Here is a 20,262-nt window from a genome sequence, read left to right as displayed (position 1 = left end):
TTCAGAGCTCAGGTCCGCTACCCACTTCCAAACCATTCGCTGGAACAAATTTAGTTATCTGCCCGTTTTCAACCATGTAGCAATCCATGCCTGCCGATGTCGCTGCGTGCTGGCCTATAATCGTATCTTCAAACACCACACAATCGCTCGGTTCAAGCTCTAACTGGCTAGCGACTTTCAGAAAAGTATCTGGGTTAGGTTTGTGATTTTCTACGTCATCTGAAGTCACAATCGTACGTATCATTGATGGGATATCGGTCGTCTTTAAAATCGCCCTTGCATGCTTGGCTTGAGCACCAGTGCCGATACCTATCTTTTTCAACTGATACTGTTGCTGTAAGAGTGCATAGGTTTCTGGAATAACATCCCCTTTGTGCTCAATGGCTTCAAAGTTGGCAATTTTGTCCGAAGTAATTTGTTGAGCATCAAGAGTTAGATCGTAACGCTTAAGGATCTCTTGAGTCACTTTTCGCGATGGCATCCCACCAAGTTGATCGAGCCACTCTTTGTCGTAGGGAATACCAAACTTCTGACAAGTTTGTTCCCATGCATGAGCGTGTGCCACCATAGAATTGACCAGAGTCCCATCGAGATCAAAAATAATTCCTTTATATTTATCTAACTTTGGCATCGTCAATCTCTCATATTGTTTTGAGACTCATACTACTAATCACCATACATAAAACCTATTCATGATCGTCTTAATATGATCTTATTCAACAATCCGACAATTAAACGAATTGATGCAATAAAAGCCGTTGTTTTACTATTGAAATCATATTTTGAGCACATCTCACCCATTTTTACTTAAACCAAGTAGAGTTGCATAAATTGAAGATGATATAGTCCACGAAAATCAAAAACCTTGGACACGACCATGCATTCTAGCGACATCATCAAATTGGCAAATTTAGGCGTTAATATCGAAATTTCAAAAGACTCTTCATTGCATCCTTCTGATGCGTTGGAAGTGGTAAAGATTGTTGCTGAAATCGGTAGCCAAATCGTCATCAAGAAAAAATACCACACGGACTACCTGATTCAGATGGCTGAAGTGGGCCGTGATCATGTGACGATCGCGGTTTAAACACTGTAGCTATTGCGAAATTGACATCATTTCTGCTGCTTTAAATGGCTTAAAGTGCCGAGTTGATATAAAAATGCAGCATATTGGGGGCAATATGCTGCATTTTCTCTTTTCGTTAGGAGCATCGAAAACGCAAAGAGAAACCAGTTAATCATTCTAAGTAGAGTTAGTGATCAAACAATCTCGGAACACCCGTTTGCACACAAACATCATTCAAACGTTTTTGTGCCGTGAGAATGTTCTCTTTCCAACGTTCATCTTGAGCCCACATCTCGATCACGAGTGGTACGACGCACTCAGTCTCCTTCAACGTTTCAAAAATTGCATTGAAGTCTACTTCGCCATCACCAATCACTAAGTCTCGGAATTGCCCTTTGTATTCGTCAGTTACTTTATAAGTGTCTTTGAGGTGAATTTGAGTGATATGAGGCTTACTCAGTTTTAGCTCCGTCACTATGTCGTAGTTCCAGCCAGAGATGTTGCCTACGTCAGGGTATGCCGTGAAATAAGGCGAGTTAATCTCGCGACTCAGCACTTCAAACTTGCTTAAAGAGTTCAAGTAATCGGTATCCATGATCTCCACAGCGAGCATTACCCCTGATCTTTCCGCCAACTGCGCCGAAAGCTTCATGCCTTCAATGAACCTCTGGTGAGTCACCTTATCCGCTGGCTCGTAGTAAACGTCATACCCAGCCAGTTGAATGGTACGAATACCCAACTTATAAGCGAGTGAGATCGCTTTTTCCATATGAATAACTGCTTGTTCACGAATCGCCGGATCTGCTGAACCAAATGGGAACTTACGATGCGCGCTTAAACACATGGATTGCAGCGGTACACCATGCTTTTCACACAGGTGACGCAAGGCATACACTTCTTCGTCATTCCAATCTAATCGACTGCGACGCTCGTCTGATTCATCGACCGATATCTCAAGAAAATCAAAGCCGAGTTCTTTGGTTTGCTTAAGTTTATCTTCCCAGCTGAGTTCGTTAGGTAGAGCCTTTTCATAAAGCCCAACACGGTGGCGTAACAAGTTTTGATACATAACGCCTCCTAGTTCCAGTAGCGATCGATCTGAGCTTTTAGCGCTTCTGCTGTCTCTTTACCTTTGTCGCCTGCAAGTGCACGGCCTGCGATAAAGGTTTTCGCTTTAATGCCTTCAAATAGGTAAAGGTCTTCAGGCACGATACCGCCCGTGATAGAAAGCTCGATACCCATTTCAGACAATGCACGCATCTTCACGAGATCTTCTTCTGTCCAACCTACACCGGCTAATTCAGCGTCACGAGAACGGTGGTAAATCGCTTGTGAAATACCTAGGTCGACCCAAGATTGAGCGTCGTCCATTGTCCAGTTACCATAAATTTCGATTTGGATTTCACCGTTAAATTCATCAGCGACTTTCTTACATGCACCAATGGTTGCGATGTGTGCAGCAGCAGAAACGGTAATCCAATCAGCACCGGCTTCGAATGCCATGCGAGCCAAAATAGCGCCACCATCGGTGGTTTTCATGTCGCACACAAGGATATGGTCTGGGTGGTTTTTACGAAGCGTAGAAACCGCTGTCATGCCTTCTGCAAACGCCAAAATAGTGCCCACTTCAATCACATCAACGAAGCTTTCAACGTTGTTTGCCACTTCAATGGCAGCAGGAAGGTTTGTTTGGTCTAGGGCGATCTGAATCATTGGTTTAGTCATGTTGTTATCCTTTAATTTGTTCACGTATTAGACGGGCTAAGCCATCATGGTTGTTATCTGTTGAGCACACGCATTGAACGTGTGACTTGACGATGTCATCAGCATTGAGCATCGCTACGCCTAACCCGGCGTACTTAAGCATGGATATGTCGTTGTGGTTATCACCGACGGCAATGACGTGATCGGCGTGATAACCGAGTTCTGCGATGTATTCAGCAAGGCGTAGGCCCTTACTGTTACCTTTCGCAGCAAAGTCGATTCGGTTTGACCAAGAACGCTCACCGTTGAAGTTCTCTTCTATCCATGGGTGTTGCATTAAACGGTCTACTGAGTCTTGGCTACCTTCCACCACAAACTTCCAAACGTGTTCGGCTTGCTGAGCCGTTTCAATGAATGATTCCACTTGGTAAATTTGAGGGCGATGTTGCTCTGGTGCCGTTTCTGCCCAACTTTCCAATGCCAACATGTAGGCAAATGGGTTGTAGTGTGAGTACGTCATGGCATGCGTGATGTACATGACCATTTTGAGCTGAAACTCTTCTGCCATATAGATGAAGGTCAGTGCTTTGTCTTTATCTATCGCGTTTTGAGTCAATACCGTTTCAGTTTGATAGTCATAAACATAAGTGCCGTTACAGCAAATGATTGGCGTATCTAACCCCAATTCGTAGTAATAAGGTCGTGCTGCTGTGTGGTGTCGACCAGTCACAATCACGACATGACAACTTTGTTTGGCTTCTTGGATCGCCTTTTTCAGTTCTGGATGAATCGTGTGATCATCCTTTAACACGGTTCCATCGAGATCTAACGCCAGCACTTTATACATAGAGTCCTCTCACTTATTCCCTGAAGTCGGGCCTAATCAATATTGAAACTACTTAGAGTCGAAGCTCGTTAAACGGCTTACTTAAACAGCCTACTTAAACGAACAGTCGATTTACTGTTGGCCGTAATAAGCATTTTCACCGTGCTTACGTAAGTAGTGTTTGTCGGATAGTTCTGGCTGAATTTTGATGCCGCTGTTCAAGGTGCGCGTTGCCAACGCCATTGCAGAAACTTCTTCTAATACCACCGCGTTGTGAACCGCATCGTTGGCGTCTTTGCCCCAAGAGAAAGGCGCATGTCCTGCAACAATCACGCTGGGAACGGCCATTGGATCAATTCGACGCTGCTTGAACTCTTCAATGATCACCAAGCCAGTATTTTTCTCGTACTCTTCAGCAATTTCAGAGTGAGACAATCGACGTGTACATGGGATGTCACCGTAGAAATAGTCCGCATGAGTAGTGCCCAATGCTGGAATATCGATACCCGCTTGCGCCCAAATTGTGGCACTGCGTGAATGTGTGTGAACAATGCCACTGACCTCAGGGAAAGCTTTGTAAAGCTCTAAATGAGTTGCGGTATCACTTGAAGGATTAAGTTTCCCTTCAACAACCTTACCTTCTAGATCGACGACCACCATATCTTCAGCTGTCATATCGCAGTATTCGACACCTGATGGCTTAATCGCTATCACACCATTAGTACGATCAAACTCAGAGACATTGCCCCAAGTGAATGTCACCAAACCATACTTCGGAAGCTGCAAATTGGCTTCTAAGACGCGTTGTTTCAGTTGGCTATATTTAGACATAGTTGTCTCCTTACGCTGCTTCCGCTTGCAGTAACGCAGCATCAATTAAACGCGCCACTTCTTCTGGGCTTTTGCATGCGCGCAGTTTTGAGAAGTCTTCATCGAACTCAATCAAGTTCGCCACTTGCATGGTACCTTCGATGTGTTCTTCTGAATCTTTACCCGCTAGCGTGATCAGTACATCAACTGGCTCATCAACACCTTCAAACGTAATGGGCGTTTCAAGCACGGTTAACGCAAACCCGGTGCGAATCACACCATCTTCAGGGCGGCAATGAGGCAGAGCGAACGCATCGTGAATACAGATGTAAGGGCCTTCTTCGCCAATCGCTTTGGTAATCGCGTCGTAGTAACGCTCTTCAGCAACACCGGCTTTAACCAATGCGTCAGTACCTAGCTTGATCGCCGCTTTCCAGTCAGCTGCTTTTGCATTCAGTAGGATAGAGTTATTCTTGATAAGAGATTCTTTTAAGTTCATGTTATTGCTCACTTATATAATTGTTTTTATTGGCTCAGCAGTGCGACACCACTGAGCCGTTTTTAATTATTTATGAAAGTTGTTCTCGATGATGGAAACAAGCTCGTCGCCGAAAGTTTTCACCATAATCATGTTCTTAACCGCTAACTGTTGCTTACCTTCAGGCAGACCCGTGATCTTCGCTGCCAGAGCAACCGAAGTAACGATGATGTCGAATGAACCAAGGTGCGATTTGTAATCAGTGATAGCGCTGTTAAAGGTCGAACTAGGAATGCCTTTCTTGTCCAAGTACTCTTTGATTTTCTTAGAGCACATCATTGAAGAACCTTGCCCTGAACCACAGCACACTAAGACACGAACCGGTTTCTGTTCAGCTGCTGGTGAGACGCGAATTTCTGACGTTGTAGGAGCTGATAGAGATTGATCAGTTGCTGTTGATTGTTGTGGTACTGCGACTTCAACCTCAATGCCCTCAGGTGTTACTGCGGTCATTGTTTCAGCGGCAGCTTCTGCGTCTTCTTCAGCTCGTAGTTGTTTAGAAGCGAAGTACATGTAGACACCAGCTAAAGCCAAAATCCCGAAGAAGAACATGTTAGAGCTCGAAATACCTTGCATGATAGGTGGGAATACCAGAGCCCAGTCAGCCATACCCATCCAGCCATTAAACTCTGCTCCCGATTGAGCAAAGATATGAATTGCCCAAGCAGAACCAACCACTTCGATGATGCCCATCACGAAACAGATCTTCATTACCGCTTTCCAACCACCGAAGTGGTTCGCAAACACACCAATCGTCGCGTTCGAGAAGAACATTGGGATAAAGCCAGGAATGATCATGATAGGAGAATCAAAGGCTAACATTGCAAGAACGGCTGTGAATTGACCAACAGCGCCCCACATGAAACCGAACACCATTGCATTTGGAGAGTATGCGTAGATAGCCGCACAATCGATTGCTAACACAGCGTTAGGAATAAGGCGTTGAGAAATACCATTAAATGCCTCAGACAATTCCGCTACGAACATACGGACGCCGGTGACGATAACTTGAATAGCCACTGCGAATTTCAACCCAGTTTCGAAAATATAGATAAACCAGTGTGTTTTTCCTGCCATGTCTTGAAGGTTATCAAGACCAAATGAAAGAAGAATAATGCCGAAGAAAGCAGTCATGACTAGCGTTGTCGCTGCGATACTGTCGTGGAAAATGTGTAACCATTTAGGCAGTTTGATGTGGTCAACGCTGTCATTTTTGTCGCCAAGCTTAGGAGCAACCTTGGTTGCTATCCATGACGCAAACTGTTGTTGGTGACCAATAGAGAAACCCGCCCCGCCAGTAACCTCTTGGGTAGGCTTGAACATGATGTTAGACGAGATACCCCAGTACAACGCCATCAATATTGCTGAATAGATGATGGTTTCCCACATACCTGCACCAAGCACGAAGTAGAAAACAGCAATGAGGCCAGCTTGTTGGAACATGATATGTCCCGTAAGCATGATGGTTCTGATGCCCGTGATGCGGCGGAAGGCAACAAGAAGAATATTGAGACCAAGTGCCAGTAATACGGCATATCCAACCCAAGAATAATTGTCTCCCATGGTCTCCATGGTAGACATCATGGTTGTGTACGGATCTATCACTGACCCCGTCAATCCATGAATCTCACTCATTTTCAGAATCACTGGTTTGAAACCCGCTACCAATGTTCCTGCACCTACCTGCACTATCATGAAACCAACGATGGTTTTGATAGAGCCGGAGATAATAGTTGTTGCGTCACGCTTGAGTAGAATGTAACCCAGACAAGTAACAAGACCGAGTAGCAAAGGTGCTTTGGTCATTACCTGACTGTAAAAAATATAGAAAATATCGTATAAGAATTCCATATCTTTACCCCTGATTAATTTTAATTTTAATGGTATGTAGGATGTGATGATGTCTATTTTTGCTCACGAATTAGACTTTACCAATCAAAAGTAATCATTCAATGCTCACTTGTGATTACTTTGATTTATATCAATTAACCACACCCAGAATGTGCCTAATTGAGCTTCGGATCACACCAAAAAACAACAAATCAAATAAAATCAATGACTTATAAATCATTGTGATTAAGATCTAGTTTTTATAGCAATGTAGTTTGACAATCATGATGGTGATTATTAGAATCAAAACAAATCAAAAGTAATCATCAAATTGTCACAACGACATAAAGAGTGATAAATATGAATGAAGTACAAAGACATAACGGCATCGTGTCGCTATTAGAAGATATGCAGACAATAAACGTCTCACATATTATTGATAAATTTAGTGTTTCACCTGCTACTGCAAGACGTGACATCGCTAAATTAGATGAAGTTGGCCGACTTAGAAAAGTTCGAAATGGCGCTGAGCGAGTAGAGAATCAGAAGAGAAAGTGGTCACCACTCAATATCAACAGCACTGAGTTCTATGAAGAGAAAGCAGAGATTGCGCAAGCAGCAGCAGGACTTTGCGAGGCTGGAGATACAGTTGTGATCAACTGTGGTTCTACTGCGTTCCTACTTGGACAACAGTTATGTGGGGAAGATGTACAGATCGTAACGAACTACTTCCCACTCGCAAGCTACTTGATCAACGAAGATCATGACGATGTCATCATCATTGGTGGTCAATACAACAAAGCACAGAACATCTTTTTAAATCCCGCGCCCAATTCACTGGGAGGCTATGCCGGAAACTGGATGTTTACCTCAGGTAAAGGCTTAACCGATGCTGGCCTCTATAAAGCAGACATGTTAACCGCTGTCGCAGAACAGCAAATGCTTGAACAAGTAGACAAGCTTGTCGTCGTAGTCGACAGCTCAAAAGTTGGGCAACGTACTGGAATGCTATTTTGCAGCGCTAAGCAAATTGACATAGTCATCACCGGTAAAGAAGCCAACCCAGACGTCGTTAAGCGGATTGAAGCACAAGGGACGCAAGTCATCCTAGTTTAAATCCAGGGCGAGCAAGCCCACCAAATAATAATAAATTTAGCTCAGTGCCTTAATCAAAATTAGGGCGCTCGGTTCCCTACATCCAAAATTAATCAAATTATTGAAATAAAAGGTATTATCATGAGCAACGTAAACGAAATTACTCGCGAGTCTTGGATCCTTAATACATTCCCTGAGTGGGGCACATGGTTAAATGAAGAGATCGAACAAACTGTCGTGCAACCGAATACATTTTCTATGTGGTGGCTTGGCTGTACAGGTATTTGGCTAAAATCAGAAGGTGGTGCAAACCTATCAATGGACTTCTGGTGTGGTACTGGTAAAAAAACACAAGCTGTTCAAAAAATGAAAAACCAACACCAAATGATGCGTATGGGTGGTGTTGAAGCACTTCAACCAAACCTACGTACTGCAATCTTCCCACTGGACCCTTTCGCTATTAAAGAGATCGATGCGGTTATGGCATCTCATGACCATGGCGACCACATTGACATCAACGTTGCTGCAGCCGTTCTACAAAACTGTGGCGAGCACGTTAAATTCATTGGTCCTAAAGCGTGTGTTGATTTATGGATGAAATGGGGTGTGCCAGAAGATCGTTGTGTTATCGCGAAAGTTGGCGACGAGATTAAGATCAAAGACGTCAATATTAAGGTTCTTGATGCATTCGACCGTACTGCTCTAGTGACACTTCCTGAAGGCACTTCTTCTTTAGACACTGATATCTTAGGTGGCATGGACGATCGTGCAGTTAACTACCTAGTAGAAACGACAGGCGGTTCAGTTTACCACTCTGGTGATTCTCACTACTCAAACTACTACGCTAAGCACGGTAATGACCACAAGATCGACGTTGCACTGCTTTCTTACGGTGAGAACCCACGTGGCGTGACTGACAAAATGACATCTTCAGACATTTTACGCGCCGCTGAATCTTTGGATTGTGAAGTCGTGGTTCCTTTCCACCACGATATCTGGGCTAACTTCCAAAATGACCCACGTGAAATTGAAATGCTGTGGAACATGAAAAAAGAGCGCCTGCAATACGGCTTCGCACCTTTCTTCTGGCAAGTAGGTGGTCGATACACTTACCCAACAGATAAAGGTCGCATGCACTACCAACACTTCCGCGGCTTTGCAGATATCTTTAAAAATAACCCAGAACTGCCATACCGCGCATTCTTGTAATTAAAAAATCAACCAAAGAGGGAGCATGAGCTCCCTTTTCTTTATCTACTAAAATGGAATTTTTATGTTGTTGCGCGAATTTAAACATCACTTCAAGCGTGGTGATCTAGAATCAGCCGTCGCAGTTAACTCTCCAAATAATGATGGTTATTATCTAATGGTTCGAAGCAATAAATGGGGAGTAAATAGTTTCTTAGAGTCTGACAGAAAGCTGAAACCAAGAGTGTTCAAAACCCAACAAGCTCTGCTTAATGCTGCAAGATCAATTGGCTTCAATCATCAATCAGTCGATATGCAAAACCTCTAGAGCCTTCTGTCCCCCCAGTTCATCACATGATCCCCTTTGTCCATCTCACCTTTACACAGTGAATATTGCAACTCTGTTTGGATAGGTTAGGCTCTCTGTCTAACATCAAAACAAGGCCAGACAGGCGAGAAAAACAATGAAAGTTGACTATCACAAACGGCTGATTCCCGTTATCCGTTATCTAGAAAAACGCTTTAACGAGCCATTGAACCTGCCAGAAGTCGCGGCGTTAGCCAACTTTTCACCCTACCATTTTCATCGTACTTTTAAGGCTGTTCAAGGCGAGACGCTTGCTGATTTCATCAGACGATTGAGACTCGAAGCGGCAGCCAATGATCTCTTCAAATCCAAACAACCTATTATTAGCGTCGCATTGGATTATGGCTTTTCATCGTCTCAGAGCTTTGCCAAGGCATTCAAACAACATTTCGGTGTAACACCGAGTGCATTTCGCGATTGCGAAGATTACCAAGCGTTCAGCGAGCTAACTCGAAATAGCAAGATTGGACACTCATTGCGCAAGAATGGAAACGATGCAACTGACGGCAATTCATATACTAACTCCGAACTTTCAACATGGAGTATGACAATGAAAACACAACAATTTGAAGCATCAAAACTGGCGTATGTACGAGTGACAGGCCCCTATGGACAAGGCTATGAAGAGCCAAGCGGTCGTCTTTATCAATGGGCAGAAATGAAAGGACTAGCGAGCAATAGTTGCATCTTTATCTATCATGACAATCCAGAAATAACTCCAACAGATAAGTGCCGAACAGACATCTGCTTGATGGTTTCAGACGACACTGAAGTGCCAAGTGGGATCGAATTAAAAGATTTTCCCGGTGGGCAATATGCAGTGATGCGACAAACGATCACCGAAGTCGGTCAATATGCAAAAGCATGGGATGATTTAATGAGTAACATCATTGAATCCGGCATTGAAACCGAAGACCGACCTTGCTTTGAGCTTTACCACAGCTACGATCCGCAAACTCAGTATTCAGACGTCAGCTTCTGTACTGCAATTAAGTAACAAGAGTAAATACAATAACAAAGCCTACTTCGCGTAGGCTTTCGTCTCTTTAGATCGCTTTACACGTAGCGCTACCGCTTATTAAAGCCTTTTGTTCCACTTCCCTTGATGGTCGCGGTCACAATTTTCTTGTGTATCGAAGCTAACGTGCTTATCAATGTTCTTCAGTTGAATCCCAACCTGACTAAACGCTTTTTGGATGGCAACAGAAACCTCCTGCTGGCCACCTCCCTCTAAGAAGTTAGCTCTATCTTGATTGGTGTCGAATACGCAGGCGATTTTTAGGCTCTGTGGAAAAGAAGAGAAATTGACCGTATGAGTCACCCAAAGAAAACCATCGAAGCCTTTTAACGTAACTTCACAAACGTCGGTTAACACGTCTCTGATTTGATTTTCTATTTTCTTATCTGATTTACGCATGCGGCAAAGGTCCTATTTAACACCTTAAAAAAACAAGGTTTTTCGGTCAGTTTCGTACTACCTGATATTGGACACTGTGGCGGTTTCAAATGCAAAGTATTTATTGGGAAGAGGCGAGTAGAATATAGAGAAGAAGCCTCATGCTTGATCACTTACGAGGCAATCATACATGAGGCGAATATAGAATTTACGAAGATATTAGCTCGCCGCTTGTTCCCAATCAGTCAGTAACTTCATGATCACGCGAGAGTCTTGATGAGTCGCCATCGGTGCAGCAAGTTGTGTGTCACCTTGCTCAACCGCTTGGCGGATATTGCGCACTTGATAATGGAAACCATCGCCTTGCGCTTCGACTTTCACTTCACGTATCGACGTCTCATAGATCTCTACGGTAAACGTGTTTTCTGCCGTCGGTAGCCATGGATTAGTATCTAGCGTGATACAGCCTTTGCTACCTAGGATCGTAAAACCATGCTTTAAGCCGTGATCTTCAGCAGTGTGGATTTGCGCGGTAAAACTGCCGTTGAAACGCATCATCGCCGACGACTCACAGATATTGCCATCTTCGCCTCGTCGGCCGATTGCTGAGATCTGCACATCATCAAACACACTCTCACCAAACTGTTGTTGTGCGACAGAGTGAATCAAAGACATTGGGTAACAACCCAGGTTGTACAACGCGCCTTTACTTGCAGGATTAACGAACTGATCAATCGCCGCAACGTATGAACCTTGAATTGAGCGCACTTCGCCAATCTCACCGGTTGCCAACTCTTGATGAAGCTTAGCGATGAGTGGATGGTTTAAGTACATCAGACCTTCAGCAAAGAATACGTCCGCTTCTTTCACCGCTTGCAAAGCTTGCTCGGTTTTTTCCATATCAACCGATAACGATTTCTCACACAAGATCGCTTTGCCTTTTTGAGCCGCTTTAATCACATACTCATGATGGACATGGTTTGGTAGAGCAATGTAGATAATGTCGACCGACTCATCTTCAATCAAGGCATCATAGTTGTTGAAGGTTCGTGTTGATTGGTATTGGGCAGCAAACTCATTGAGTGTTTTCTCTGTGCGACCAGCGACAGCATACAGCTCGCTTTGAGCATCGCCTTTGATCGCATCCGCCATGACGCCTGAGATAAAGCTGGTTCCTAGGATTCCCCATTTCATGTCTTAGATCTCCTGCTCTTGTGCTTTGATAGGTCCACGTTGCGTTTCGAATGCTTGAACCAACTCGGTAATGCCACGCTCAATAAACGCTTTGGTATGAGGCATCACAAAGTGCTGATTGATCGCTTCACGGTTTGCGTATTGCTCAAGCAAGATCACACGATCGCTTTGACTTTGATCATAGGTTGCAATTGCTTGTAGGCAGCCCGGCTCGCTTTGCATGTCTAAACAAAACTGTTCGATAGCTTCGATCGCAGCAGCTCTCTCTACGTTGGTTTTGATCTTAAGTTCGGCAGTAACAAAGATGGTTTCGTTCATTTGAAGCATTTCACGCTCTTATTTTAGTCAATTATCGGTTTGCCATTAATATAATTAACCCCTAATAATTGATAAACTCACCTTTTGTTTATTGTTTATCAACCAAGAGTGTTTAATGGATAAGTTAACCAGCATGAAAGTCTTCGTCTACGTGGTGGAACAAGGCAGCTTTCGTAGCGCCGCCAACCACTTCAACCTGTCGGCGACCATGATCAGTAAGCATGTCCATTCCTTAGAAACCAGTCTGAACTCTCAGCTGATCCACCGCACCACGCGTAAGCAATCGTTAACCGACTCAGGGCAGCTTTACTATCGTGAGTGTAAGCGAATTCTCGAAGACATCAGCAATGCAGAGAACCTGATTCAGACCTTGGAAAATCAACCGCAAGGCACGGTAAAAATTAACTGTCCAGTTACCTATGGAAACAAGGTGCTCGCCCCTATCGTGGCCAAATTTCTCGCACATCACCCAACCATTAACGTTGAGCTGATGTTGAATAATGACCTTGTCGACCCTTATTCATCCGACATTGACCTGATTGTGCGAATTGGCGACCTGTCCGATTCAAGTTTAGTCGCCAGATACTTAGGGGATTATGAGATGTGTTACTGCGCGGCTCCTGAGTACCTTAACCAACATGCTGAAATCAGAGTATTAGAAGACTTGGCGCAGCACCCGTCGCTTGGGTTCAGTTACAGCAGCCAAGCTCCTCACGCCACACCGAACAAAGAACGTGTGCGCTTGATGTCGAATAATGGTGATGTGTTGCGATATGCCGCTCTACAAAGCGTAGGTGTGTTGTTACAGCCGACTATCTTAGTTACCGAAGAAATTGAGCGTGGAATGCTATTGGAAATCCTACCCGGCATGGCGCCGTTACCAAAGCCGATTCACTTGCTCTACAAAACCAAACAACTGTCATTGAAAAACCGAACCTTTGTCGAGTTTTTATTAGCCTCTCTTTCCGAATAGCTAAGCGCTGACTAATTCACAAAAAGGCTTTTAAGTAATGAAGAATTTTCTAAACAACAAAGCCACTAAACCGTTTGCCAATGGTTCATCAAGCGTTTGCCAAGATCAGAAGGTGTGGTGTTATGGACGATCATCTCATCACATTGGTTGAACACCATGAAGTGTTTTAGCTCATCGCATAAAGCATGAACCAACGACTCATGGTTTTTAATTCGCTCTTCAACAACCAAGTTGCGAATGTTGAGTAAACGGGTCTTCCTGTCGACCTTGCAATCCACTCGTGCCACCAGCGTACCTTGCCACAGAATCGGCAAACTAAAATAACCAAACTGGCGCTTGGCCTCTGGAACATAGCATTCTAGGAGGTAGTCAAAGTTGAACAATGATTGCATTCGCTTTCGTTGAATCAGCAAGTTATCAAACGGAGACAATATCTTTAACTTGGTTCTGGAAAGAGGTTGATTCAGCAGATCAAAAGCACCTGGCTGGACATAGTAATCAGAGCCTTGAATATCTACTTTCAGAACCTGCTTATCTTCAAGCATCTGTTGGAGTGCTTTCAGAATCAAAGGCTTAGTGTTCTTGAGTAGGTAGCTCATTTCCGACGCTATTCCAACTCCGTTAGCCTCTAAATAACGCGTGATCAGATGCTCGATGTACTCTTGTTCGGTCGGCTCAGAGGTATCAATTCCGCTCGGCAAAACTCGCTCGGTTAGGTCATACTCCTTATGAAAGTTCACTCGGCTCGGCACCATTAAGTCACCTTGCATAAACAAAGTCTCTAGTGCCTGTTTGGCAGGTTTACCGCCCCATCCGCCGGGGTTTGGTCTATCCCCTTCAAAGTCTTTCGCCATTAATGGCCCTTCGCTCTCAATACGTTTGAGAACATGCGCCATCAGTGCATCATCCTTTTTATACCAATGCTTAAGCTTACCGCTCGCAAAACCGTTCTTGCGGTGTAGGCTGAAGCGGTAGTCGCGCATGGGTAAATACGCGGCGGCGTGCGACCAATATTCAAACACCTCTCGACGCTCTAACAGCTTATCCAGATGATTCAGTTGGTAGTCTTGATTGCGGTTCCACAGCGTATGATGGTGAGCTCGCTGAATCACAGAGATGGTATCAATTTGAACATACCCAAGGTTTTCAATCGCAGACAGCGTGTTCGCCAAAGTGCCTCCATTGCGTTGCTTTTTGGACGGCAATTTTTGCGAAAGCAGTACAATCTTTTGCGCTTGAGCGAGTGACAATGATTCCATGTAATTCAGACTCTAATTGATACCAATAATCGGCTTATGATTCAGCAATAAGTTCTTGAAGAATTTGCTTGTACGTTTCGACCGTCTGCGCACCAGTGACTGCACTCTTACGATTGAACACCACAGTAGGAACAGCTGAGATCCCCATGCGTTGCCATTCAAACTCTTGCGCTTCAATTTGCTTCAAGTTGTCGGTGTTCTTTAGGCGCTTCAGTGCCTTCGTTGAATCTAGCCCAACCGCTTCAAGTTCTTGCGCGATGACCTCAAGATCAGACAGATCTTTTTGCTCTGTGAAGTGAGCAGCAAAGAAGCGTAGCTTTAACTCAGTCTGTTTACCGTGCGCTAGTGCAAAATCCAGTAGCACATGCAGGTGGCGTGAATTCACCATTCTCATGTTGTCATAGAAGTTAAAATCGAAACCAACCGCTTTGCCACGAGCCGCAAGCTGTTCACGTGAACGTTGACTCTCTTCTGCGCTAGAACCGTATTTTCTCATGATATGATCACGCAGGTTTTCGCCCTCTTCCGGCATATCAGGGTTAAGCTCAAACGGCTGCCATTCAAATTCAATCTGTTGTTCTAAGCCAAGCTCTGAAACGGCTTGCTCTAGGTTTTTGTAGCCGACCACGCACCAAGGGCACATCACGTCAGAAATAATATCGAGTTGAAGTTTCTTGCTCATCGTCATTCCAAATGATCATTGATAAGGCATATCTGCTGTATAAGCAGGCATCCAATTTATCTTCAGACTACAACAACCTGAACAATCGTTCAAATTTAACTAACTGGATCTGTAGCCTACAAAAAAACCAACTCCTATTACCGAGCTGGCTTTAATAAAAATCTGTTGGAGCTTAACCGCGTTACGCTAGCAGCTTCTCAAGTACTTGGAACACACCCGCATCAACGTTACTTGGCGCGCCAAAACGAGCGATCTCTTTCAGCTTTGGATGTGCATTTTCCATAGCGTAAGAGTGGTAGCTCTCTTTAAGCATTTCCAAGTCATTTAGATAATCACCAAAACTCATGGTCTGCTCGTAAGTGAAACCTAATGTGTTTTGTAGATGTTTAATCGCCGCACCTTTTGACGCTTCAGCGTTCATCACATCCAACCAAATTTTCGCACTGACAACCACTTGGTAGTTCTCACCAAACTTGGCATCAATAGTTGGGTTCACTTTCTCTTGTGAACCGTCGAAGTGACAGATAGCCACCTTGATGAAATCGTCTTCTACCGCCAGTAAATCTTCTACTTTCTCACGGCGATGGTAGTACTTAGAGATCTCCGCTAGAGCACGCTCATCTTTGGTTTCGATGTATGCAGACTTCTTACCACATAGCACCACATGAGCACCTTCAATCGCGCGAGCTTTTTTAATGATCTCTTTGATGGCATCAGTATCAAGTAAGCAGCTGTAAAGCTCTTGGCCTTTATGCATCACCAATGTTCCATTTTCAGCAACAAACATCATGCGATCTTTAAGTGGAGCAAAGGTTTCCATCAGGCTGTAGTACTGACGCCCCGATGCCGCAGCAAAAATAATGTCTTGAGCTTCTAAGCGCTCATAAAGATTGAAAAATTCCGGGTCTAATTTTCCGTGTTCATTAAGCAGAGTGCCGTCCATATCAGCAGCGATAAATTTGATGTTCTGTTGTGGCATTTCAGGGCTTACCTATAAGTAAAAATTAAAGTGTAAATTATGATTTTTCGTTATCTTGTGTAACGGTTCTGCCTTCGATTATATCGCTAGAGTAGCCAGTGAATGCAATGCTTTTCGGTAGGCTTTTTTCTTTGAGTCAGCGCCTAAATCTGAGTTTGAATCTAAGCTCGCGTCTAACTCACCAAACTCACTTCTCACGATAAGCCCTTCAATGAAGGTCATGACTGATTCGCTGCGTAATTCTAATGTTGCAACGTCTACCTCTTCGCCACCACTGACTACTTTGTAAATAGTACTCTTGAGCCAAGCCTTGTGCTGTCGCGAGAGCATCGCAATGTCATCTTCGGACTCTTTGAATTCCGCCAAGGCGTGCATGAACATGCAGCCTTTGAAGTCGGGTTGTTCAAACCACGCAAGATGCCAATCTAACAGCGCATCCAATTGGTTTTGCAATCCTGAGGTTGATGACAGTTCCGCCTCTAAACTCGACTCGAAACGCTGATGACGCCTTTCTAACACCGCTTCAATCAGCTTGGTTTTCGATCCAAAGTGACGATACATGGATGTCTTAGAAACCGCCGCTTCGTCTCGGATCATATCCACCCCAACAGCGGTATAACCAAACTGATTAAATAGCGACTCCGCTACATCCAGAATCAAATCTTTTTTACTCATCGTTCATCAACCTCAAATCGCTCTGAAATCGTAGAGCTCAATTTCTCGTTGCAAGAAGTGTACAGATCTGTATCATTCAAATCAAACAGTACAGATCTGTACACTTGCAATAAAAAGAGATAACAAGAGGAAATGATTATGATCGGTAAACTATCTGGTGGTGGAGCTCTTCCTCCGAAAGCAAGCATAAGCCAACTGATTAAAGGTTTTATTGGCGGTACGCTGGGCATCTTAACCTTGTGCCTATTAGCAGAAAGCTCTGGCTTCTCGTGGTTAATGGCTCCATTTGGTGCGACGTGCGTACTACTGTTCGCGGTGCCTACATCGCCGTTAGCTCAACCTAGAAACGTCATCGCGGGTCACTTTATTTCGGCTGCAGTGGGTTTAGTCGTGTTATATGGCTTTGGGGATTCTTATTTGGCCATGGCAATCGCTGTCGGCTCATCCATCATGCTAATGCAATACTTTCGAGCGGTTCACCCACCCGCTGGCGCCAATCCGATTGTGATAGCTTTGGCAGGTACCGCACATGTGGATTGGACGTTCTTATTCACTCCCGTATTAGTAGGCAGCATCGCTTTGGTTGGTATCAGTACGCTATTGAATAACAGCGATTCACAACAAAAGTGGCCGTTATACTGGTTTGGTTCATCCAAGTCTTAGTCTATTGAATTTCAATGATAAATATGGATTTTGACATCCAATTTAGAAGCAAATTGAAAGATCACATTGACCCTTATATAAAATGGGCTTACTATTAATCGTCATTTAACGATTATGGAAAGCGAAACATCAATATGAACGAAACTTGCTCTACAACTGGTGGCTGTGCTCTACCAATCGGACATGGTGATACCGAAGCTGAAACGCAAATGGCAGCTCTGGCCAAAGCGCTCGCTCACCCGGCAAGAGTTCGTATATTGAGTATCCTTTCAACGTTAGAAAAATCGGGCGGCTGCTTGAACAGTGATTTAGTTAGCGAATTAGGTTTGGCACAATCAACCGTATCAGAGCACCTAAGAATCTTGAAAACCTCTGGTTTCATCACTGCTGAATCGATACCACCGAAGATGTGCTACCGTATTAACCGAGATAATATTCAGCAATTTGAATCGCTTATCGACACCATTTTAAAATAGATTAACCACGCTTAGTTTGTCGAACACAATAAACTAAGCGTATTTTTTGCCTTTAAATATCGCTTTTCGACGATTAACGATAACAACCAAAGAGACAATATAATGAAACCAAAATTAGGTTTTCTCGATCGCTACTTAACGCTGTGGATCTTCATCGCCATGGGCATTGGTGTACTGCTTGGCACCTTGTTCCCACAAATCGAACAGTGGAACGAATCAATGTCTGTTGGCACAACCAACATTCCACTGGCAATTGGCCTTATCTTAATGATGTACCCGCCTCTGGCTAAGGTTAACTACAACCTATTAGGCACTGTGGTCAAAGATAAGAAAGCCATCAAACTATCTTTGATCATGAACTGGCTTGTTGGCCCAATTCTGATGTTTGTGTTGGCACTGACTTTCTTGGGTGACCACCCAGGTTACATGGTCGGCGTGATTCTGATTGGTCTAGCTCGTTGTGTGGCGATGGTGCTGGTTTGGAACGACATCGGCGGCGGTAACAAAGAATACGGTGCGGCATTAGTTGCTCTAAACAGTGCGTTCCAAGTGGTGAGCTACAGCTTTATGGCGTGGTTGTTCATCAGCGTTCTTCCGCCAGTATTTGGTTACGAAGGCATGTTGGTTGATATCTCGATGATCGATATTGCACACAGTGTACTTATCTACCTAGGTATCCCATTCCTAGCGGGCTTCTTGAGCCGTAAGATCCTTGTGTCGATGAAAGGCGAGCAGTGGTACAACGATGTGTTTATTCCACGCATCTCTCCAATCACACTGATTGCACTACTGGCCACTATCGTTCTGATGTTCAGCCTAAAAGGCGAGATGATTGTTGAGCTGCCAATGGACGTATTGTTGATTGCGGTTCCACTGACTATCTACTTCACAGCAATGTTCTTCATAAGCTTCTTCATTGGTAAGAAGATGGGTATTGAATACGACAAGAACGCATCAATTGCATTCACAGCGACGGGTAACAACTTCGAGCTAGCAATCGCAGTGGCAATCTCAGTATTCGGTATCAACTCAGACCAAGCGTTTGCAGGTGTTATCGGTCCACTGATTGAAGTACCTGTGTTGATTTACCTAGTGAACGTGGCGCTTAAGATGAAAGACAAGTACTACAACGGTCAGACGGTTAAACCTAGCGTCTAGCGTCTAGCGTCTAGCGTCTACATCTAGAGCTGATAAAAAGCAGCATCACGTCAAACAGAAAGGCTCACACGTTAAACGGTGAGCCTTTTCTTTATTCAGTTTGATCCAATTTAAGTCTCGTCCAGTTTACGTTTCGTCTAATAAGCCTTTCAAAGCTTGTTCAAGCCAAAGTAACGCAGGGCCTTTAGAGCGTATTTTAGACAGAACAAGATCAACGGGCGGCGACCATGTTTTGTGATCGAATGAGACATTAATCTCCACTAAACGCTGCTTATTCAGCTCCTCTTCGACAAGGTGCTTGGGTAAGTATGCCCAGCCAATATCGCTGCCAAGTACCATCTCTTTGATCACAATAAAGCTGTTTGACCACCATACCTTTCCGGCAATCAGCGGAAACTGATCCATCACCTTGCCTTTGTCTCCCCTCAACATTAACTGACGATGCGGGAGTAAGTCAGTGAGTTTCGCCACACCTGTTTTTGCGAGCGCATGACTTGGATGACACACAGCAATAAACGGTAAGTGACCGATAAAGCATGGCTCAGAACCGACATCAAAAGCCAAGTTGGTAAACATCAATCCAATGTCGGCTCTCTCTTCGATAATTAACGGATTGACCTCTGTTGTGGTACACGCAACCAGTTCAACTTCAGTCGCCGGGAATTGATAACTGAACTGACTAAGGATCTTAGATAAGTTCGGAACCAGTAATGAATCATCTAATGCAATTTTGATGAGCCCCTCTTCGCCGCTACCCATCGCGTTAACCGTCACATTCAGATCTTCAACCTGAAGTACGATCGCTTTCACCTGTTTAAATAACTGCTCGCCCGCTTTGGTTAGTGAAGGCTTTCGAGTCGAACGATCAAAAAGCTCAACATTAAAATCTATTTCAAGATTACTGATGCCTTGGCTTACCGCTGACTGCACCTTACCCAAATGACGAGCACTGGCAGAAAATGACCCTAATTCAACGGCATACACAAACATTTTCAGTTGTTCAATGTTGTACATTCGGTTTCTCCCAAAACTTTCTATCATTATATGTGATACTAACTATCTTTA

Annotated in this window: 24 protein-coding genes; 9 read left to right on the top strand and 15 right to left on the bottom strand. The window is 44.1% G+C overall.

Annotation, left to right across the window (positions count from 1 at the left end; genetic code table 11):
• Position 1: 1 nt before the first annotated feature.
• Positions 2-631: an HAD family hydrolase gene (locus OCV30_RS17635; protein WP_009845894.1), complete on the bottom strand. Its 630-nt coding sequence runs from the start codon at positions 629-631 to the stop codon at positions 2-4.
• A 246-nt stretch (positions 632-877) separates the two neighbouring features.
• Here OCV30_RS17635 and OCV30_RS17630 point away from each other — a divergent pair, with 246 nt between their 5' ends.
• Positions 878-1,087, top strand: a complete 210-nt coding sequence (locus tag OCV30_RS17630) for a hypothetical protein (protein ID WP_009845895.1) — start codon at positions 878-880, stop codon at positions 1,085-1,087.
• A gap of 166 nt (positions 1,088-1,253) precedes the next feature.
• Here OCV30_RS17630 and OCV30_RS17625 read toward each other — a convergent pair whose 3' ends face one another.
• The 6 genes from OCV30_RS17625 to OCV30_RS17600 all read right to left on the bottom strand — a co-directional run bounded on the left by OCV30_RS17625 (position 1,254) and on the right by OCV30_RS17600 (position 6,795).
• Positions 1,254-2,135: an L-ribulose-5-phosphate 3-epimerase gene (locus tag OCV30_RS17625; protein WP_065679210.1), complete on the bottom strand. Its 882-nt coding sequence runs from the start codon at positions 2,133-2,135 to the stop codon at positions 1,254-1,256.
• A gap of 8 nt (positions 2,136-2,143) precedes the next feature.
• Entirely contained in the window at positions 2,144-2,791 is a 648-nt protein-coding gene (locus tag OCV30_RS17620; RefSeq protein ID WP_009845897.1) for a 3-keto-L-gulonate-6-phosphate decarboxylase UlaD, read from the bottom strand.
• A 4-nt stretch (positions 2,792-2,795) separates the two neighbouring features.
• Positions 2,796-3,617 (bottom strand): pyridoxal phosphatase, encoded by an 822-nt coding sequence (locus OCV30_RS17615; protein WP_065679209.1) that lies wholly within the window; start codon positions 3,615-3,617, stop codon positions 2,796-2,798.
• A 111-nt stretch (positions 3,618-3,728) separates the two neighbouring features.
• Positions 3,729-4,427: an L-ribulose-5-phosphate 4-epimerase gene (locus OCV30_RS17610; RefSeq protein ID WP_065679208.1), complete on the bottom strand. Its 699-nt coding sequence runs from the start codon at positions 4,425-4,427 to the stop codon at positions 3,729-3,731.
• A gap of 10 nt (positions 4,428-4,437) precedes the next feature.
• Positions 4,438-4,905 (bottom strand): PTS sugar transporter subunit IIA, encoded by a 468-nt coding sequence (locus OCV30_RS17605; RefSeq protein WP_017069724.1) that lies wholly within the window; start codon positions 4,903-4,905, stop codon positions 4,438-4,440.
• A 66-nt stretch (positions 4,906-4,971) separates the two neighbouring features.
• Positions 4,972-6,795, bottom strand: coding sequence for a PTS ascorbate-specific subunit IIBC (locus OCV30_RS17600; protein ID WP_065679207.1), 1,824 nt, complete (start codon positions 6,793-6,795; stop codon positions 4,972-4,974).
• Positions 6,796-7,134: 339 nt separating this feature from the next.
• On the opposite strand from OCV30_RS17600, the gene ulaR reads away from it, so the two are divergent.
• The 4 genes from ulaR to OCV30_RS17580 all read left to right on the top strand — a co-directional run bounded on the left by ulaR (position 7,135) and on the right by OCV30_RS17580 (position 10,421).
• Complete coding sequence (gene ulaR / locus OCV30_RS17595) at positions 7,135-7,890, top strand: HTH-type transcriptional regulator UlaR (RefSeq protein WP_065679206.1); 756 nt, start codon at positions 7,135-7,137, stop codon at positions 7,888-7,890.
• A gap of 120 nt (positions 7,891-8,010) precedes the next feature.
• A complete protein-coding gene (ulaG, locus tag OCV30_RS17590; protein ID WP_065679205.1) occupies positions 8,011-9,078 on the top strand; it encodes an L-ascorbate 6-phosphate lactonase in 1,068 nt (355 codons plus the stop codon).
• 64 nt (positions 9,079-9,142) lie between these two features.
• Positions 9,143-9,385 (top strand): hypothetical protein, encoded by a 243-nt coding sequence (locus tag OCV30_RS17585; protein ID WP_017078551.1) that lies wholly within the window; start codon positions 9,143-9,145, stop codon positions 9,383-9,385.
• 136 nt (positions 9,386-9,521) lie between these two features.
• Entirely contained in the window at positions 9,522-10,421 is a 900-nt protein-coding gene (locus OCV30_RS17580; RefSeq protein WP_065679204.1) for an AraC family transcriptional regulator, read from the top strand.
• An 81-nt stretch (positions 10,422-10,502) separates the two neighbouring features.
• On the opposite strand, the gene OCV30_RS17575 is transcribed toward OCV30_RS17580, so the two are convergent.
• The 3 genes from OCV30_RS17575 to OCV30_RS17565 all read right to left on the bottom strand — a co-directional run bounded on the left by OCV30_RS17575 (position 10,503) and on the right by OCV30_RS17565 (position 12,341).
• Positions 10,503-10,841 (bottom strand): Fis family transcriptional regulator, encoded by a 339-nt coding sequence (locus tag OCV30_RS17575; RefSeq protein WP_065679203.1) that lies wholly within the window; start codon positions 10,839-10,841, stop codon positions 10,503-10,505.
• A gap of 198 nt (positions 10,842-11,039) precedes the next feature.
• Complete coding sequence (locus OCV30_RS17570; protein ID WP_065679202.1) at positions 11,040-12,014, bottom strand: Gfo/Idh/MocA family protein; 975 nt, start codon at positions 12,012-12,014, stop codon at positions 11,040-11,042.
• 3 nt (positions 12,015-12,017) lie between these two features.
• Positions 12,018-12,341, bottom strand: coding sequence for a putative quinol monooxygenase (locus OCV30_RS17565; protein ID WP_065679201.1), 324 nt, complete (start codon positions 12,339-12,341; stop codon positions 12,018-12,020).
• Positions 12,342-12,447: 106 nt separating this feature from the next.
• Here OCV30_RS17565 and OCV30_RS17560 point away from each other — a divergent pair, with 106 nt between their 5' ends.
• Positions 12,448-13,305, top strand: coding sequence for a LysR substrate-binding domain-containing protein (locus OCV30_RS17560; RefSeq protein WP_017096297.1), 858 nt, complete (start codon positions 12,448-12,450; stop codon positions 13,303-13,305).
• A gap of 65 nt (positions 13,306-13,370) precedes the next feature.
• Here OCV30_RS17560 and OCV30_RS17555 read toward each other — a convergent pair whose 3' ends face one another.
• From OCV30_RS17555 to OCV30_RS17540, 4 genes are all read right to left on the bottom strand, one after another.
• Complete coding sequence (locus OCV30_RS17555) at positions 13,371-14,564, bottom strand: winged helix-turn-helix domain-containing protein (protein ID WP_065679200.1); 1,194 nt, start codon at positions 14,562-14,564, stop codon at positions 13,371-13,373.
• A gap of 34 nt (positions 14,565-14,598) precedes the next feature.
• The gene (locus OCV30_RS17550) at positions 14,599-15,246 is read right to left on the bottom strand and encodes a DsbA family oxidoreductase (protein WP_065679199.1); all 648 of its coding nucleotides are present in this window, start codon (positions 15,244-15,246) and stop codon (positions 14,599-14,601) included.
• 181 nt (positions 15,247-15,427) lie between these two features.
• Positions 15,428-16,225: a Cof-type HAD-IIB family hydrolase gene (locus OCV30_RS17545; protein ID WP_065679198.1), complete on the bottom strand. Its 798-nt coding sequence runs from the start codon at positions 16,223-16,225 to the stop codon at positions 15,428-15,430.
• Positions 16,226-16,303: 78 nt separating this feature from the next.
• A complete protein-coding gene (locus OCV30_RS17540) occupies positions 16,304-16,900 on the bottom strand; it encodes a TetR/AcrR family transcriptional regulator (RefSeq protein ID WP_061022292.1) in 597 nt (198 codons plus the stop codon).
• Between the two features lie 138 nt (positions 16,901-17,038).
• Between OCV30_RS17540 and OCV30_RS17535 the strand changes: the two genes are divergently transcribed.
• The 3 genes from OCV30_RS17535 (at position 17,039) to arsB (ending at position 19,197) form a co-directional block, all read left to right on the top strand.
• Entirely contained in the window at positions 17,039-17,563 is a 525-nt protein-coding gene (locus tag OCV30_RS17535; protein ID WP_029224304.1) for an HPP family protein, read from the top strand.
• 134 nt (positions 17,564-17,697) lie between these two features.
• Positions 17,698-18,039, top strand: a complete 342-nt coding sequence (locus OCV30_RS17530; RefSeq protein WP_004732207.1) for an ArsR/SmtB family transcription factor — start codon at positions 17,698-17,700, stop codon at positions 18,037-18,039.
• 102 nt (positions 18,040-18,141) lie between these two features.
• Positions 18,142-19,197 carry an ACR3 family arsenite efflux transporter gene (arsB, locus tag OCV30_RS17525; RefSeq protein WP_048609881.1) on the top strand — a complete coding sequence of 352 codons (1,056 nt, stop codon included), beginning with the start codon at positions 18,142-18,144 and terminating at the stop codon, positions 19,195-19,197.
• A gap of 126 nt (positions 19,198-19,323) precedes the next feature.
• On the opposite strand, the gene OCV30_RS17520 is transcribed toward arsB, so the two are convergent.
• Positions 19,324-20,211 (bottom strand): LysR family transcriptional regulator, encoded by an 888-nt coding sequence (locus tag OCV30_RS17520; protein WP_065679197.1) that lies wholly within the window; start codon positions 20,209-20,211, stop codon positions 19,324-19,326.
• Positions 20,212-20,262 lie beyond the last annotated feature (51 nt).

It is taken from the genome of Vibrio atlanticus (genome assembly GCF_024347315.1).
Lineage (GTDB): Bacteria > Pseudomonadota > Gammaproteobacteria > Enterobacterales > Vibrionaceae > Vibrio > Vibrio atlanticus.
The sequence above is the reverse complement of the archived record's forward strand: the minus strand, read 5'-3'. Positions and strand labels throughout refer to the sequence as shown.

What these genes read in the sequence shown, in the direction of transcription:
- OCV30_RS17615 (WP_065679209.1), bottom strand. Translation starts at nt 3,617, where the DNA reads ATGTATAAAGTGCTGGCGTTAGATCTCGATGGAACCGTGTTAAAGGAT.
- OCV30_RS17555 (WP_065679200.1), bottom strand. Translation starts at nt 14,564, where the DNA reads ATGGAATCATTGTCACTCGCTCAAGCGCAAAAGATTGTACTGCTTTCG.
- OCV30_RS17630 (WP_009845895.1), top strand. Translation starts at nt 878, where the DNA reads ATGCATTCTAGCGACATCATCAAATTGGCAAATTTAGGCGTTAATATC.
- ulaG (WP_065679205.1), top strand. Translation starts at nt 8,011, where the DNA reads ATGAGCAACGTAAACGAAATTACTCGCGAGTCTTGGATCCTTAATACA.
- OCV30_RS17625 (WP_065679210.1), bottom strand. Translation starts at nt 2,135, where the DNA reads ATGTATCAAAACTTGTTACGCCACCGTGTTGGGCTTTATGAAAAGGCT.
- OCV30_RS17585 (WP_017078551.1), top strand. Translation starts at nt 9,143, where the DNA reads ATGTTGTTGCGCGAATTTAAACATCACTTCAAGCGTGGTGATCTAGAA.
- OCV30_RS17540 (WP_061022292.1), bottom strand. Translation starts at nt 16,900, where the DNA reads ATGAGTAAAAAAGATTTGATTCTGGATGTAGCGGAGTCGCTATTTAAT.
- OCV30_RS17560 (WP_017096297.1), top strand. Translation starts at nt 12,448, where the DNA reads ATGGATAAGTTAACCAGCATGAAAGTCTTCGTCTACGTGGTGGAACAA.
- OCV30_RS17530 (WP_004732207.1), top strand. Translation starts at nt 17,698, where the DNA reads ATGAACGAAACTTGCTCTACAACTGGTGGCTGTGCTCTACCAATCGGA.
- OCV30_RS17565 (WP_065679201.1), bottom strand. Translation starts at nt 12,341, where the DNA reads ATGCTTCAAATGAACGAAACCATCTTTGTTACTGCCGAACTTAAGATC.
- OCV30_RS17580 (WP_065679204.1), top strand. Translation starts at nt 9,522, where the DNA reads ATGAAAGTTGACTATCACAAACGGCTGATTCCCGTTATCCGTTATCTA.
- OCV30_RS17620 (WP_009845897.1), bottom strand. Translation starts at nt 2,791, where the DNA reads ATGACTAAACCAATGATTCAGATCGCCCTAGACCAAACAAACCTTCCT.
- OCV30_RS17610 (WP_065679208.1), bottom strand. Translation starts at nt 4,427, where the DNA reads ATGTCTAAATATAGCCAACTGAAACAACGCGTCTTAGAAGCCAATTTG.
- OCV30_RS17635 (WP_009845894.1), bottom strand. Translation starts at nt 631, where the DNA reads ATGCCAAAGTTAGATAAATATAAAGGAATTATTTTTGATCTCGATGGG.
- ulaR (WP_065679206.1), top strand. Translation starts at nt 7,135, where the DNA reads ATGAATGAAGTACAAAGACATAACGGCATCGTGTCGCTATTAGAAGAT.
- OCV30_RS17600 (WP_065679207.1), bottom strand. Translation starts at nt 6,795, where the DNA reads ATGGAATTCTTATACGATATTTTCTATATTTTTTACAGTCAGGTAATG.
- OCV30_RS17575 (WP_065679203.1), bottom strand. Translation starts at nt 10,841, where the DNA reads ATGCGTAAATCAGATAAGAAAATAGAAAATCAAATCAGAGACGTGTTA.
- OCV30_RS17605 (WP_017069724.1), bottom strand. Translation starts at nt 4,905, where the DNA reads ATGAACTTAAAAGAATCTCTTATCAAGAATAACTCTATCCTACTGAAT.
- OCV30_RS17520 (WP_065679197.1), bottom strand. Translation starts at nt 20,211, where the DNA reads ATGTACAACATTGAACAACTGAAAATGTTTGTGTATGCCGTTGAATTA.
- OCV30_RS17545 (WP_065679198.1), bottom strand. Translation starts at nt 16,225, where the DNA reads ATGCCACAACAGAACATCAAATTTATCGCTGCTGATATGGACGGCACT.
- arsB (WP_048609881.1), top strand. Translation starts at nt 18,142, where the DNA reads ATGAAACCAAAATTAGGTTTTCTCGATCGCTACTTAACGCTGTGGATC.
- OCV30_RS17570 (WP_065679202.1), bottom strand. Translation starts at nt 12,014, where the DNA reads ATGAAATGGGGAATCCTAGGAACCAGCTTTATCTCAGGCGTCATGGCG.
- OCV30_RS17550 (WP_065679199.1), bottom strand. Translation starts at nt 15,246, where the DNA reads ATGAGCAAGAAACTTCAACTCGATATTATTTCTGACGTGATGTGCCCT.
- OCV30_RS17535 (WP_029224304.1), top strand. Translation starts at nt 17,039, where the DNA reads ATGATCGGTAAACTATCTGGTGGTGGAGCTCTTCCTCCGAAAGCAAGC.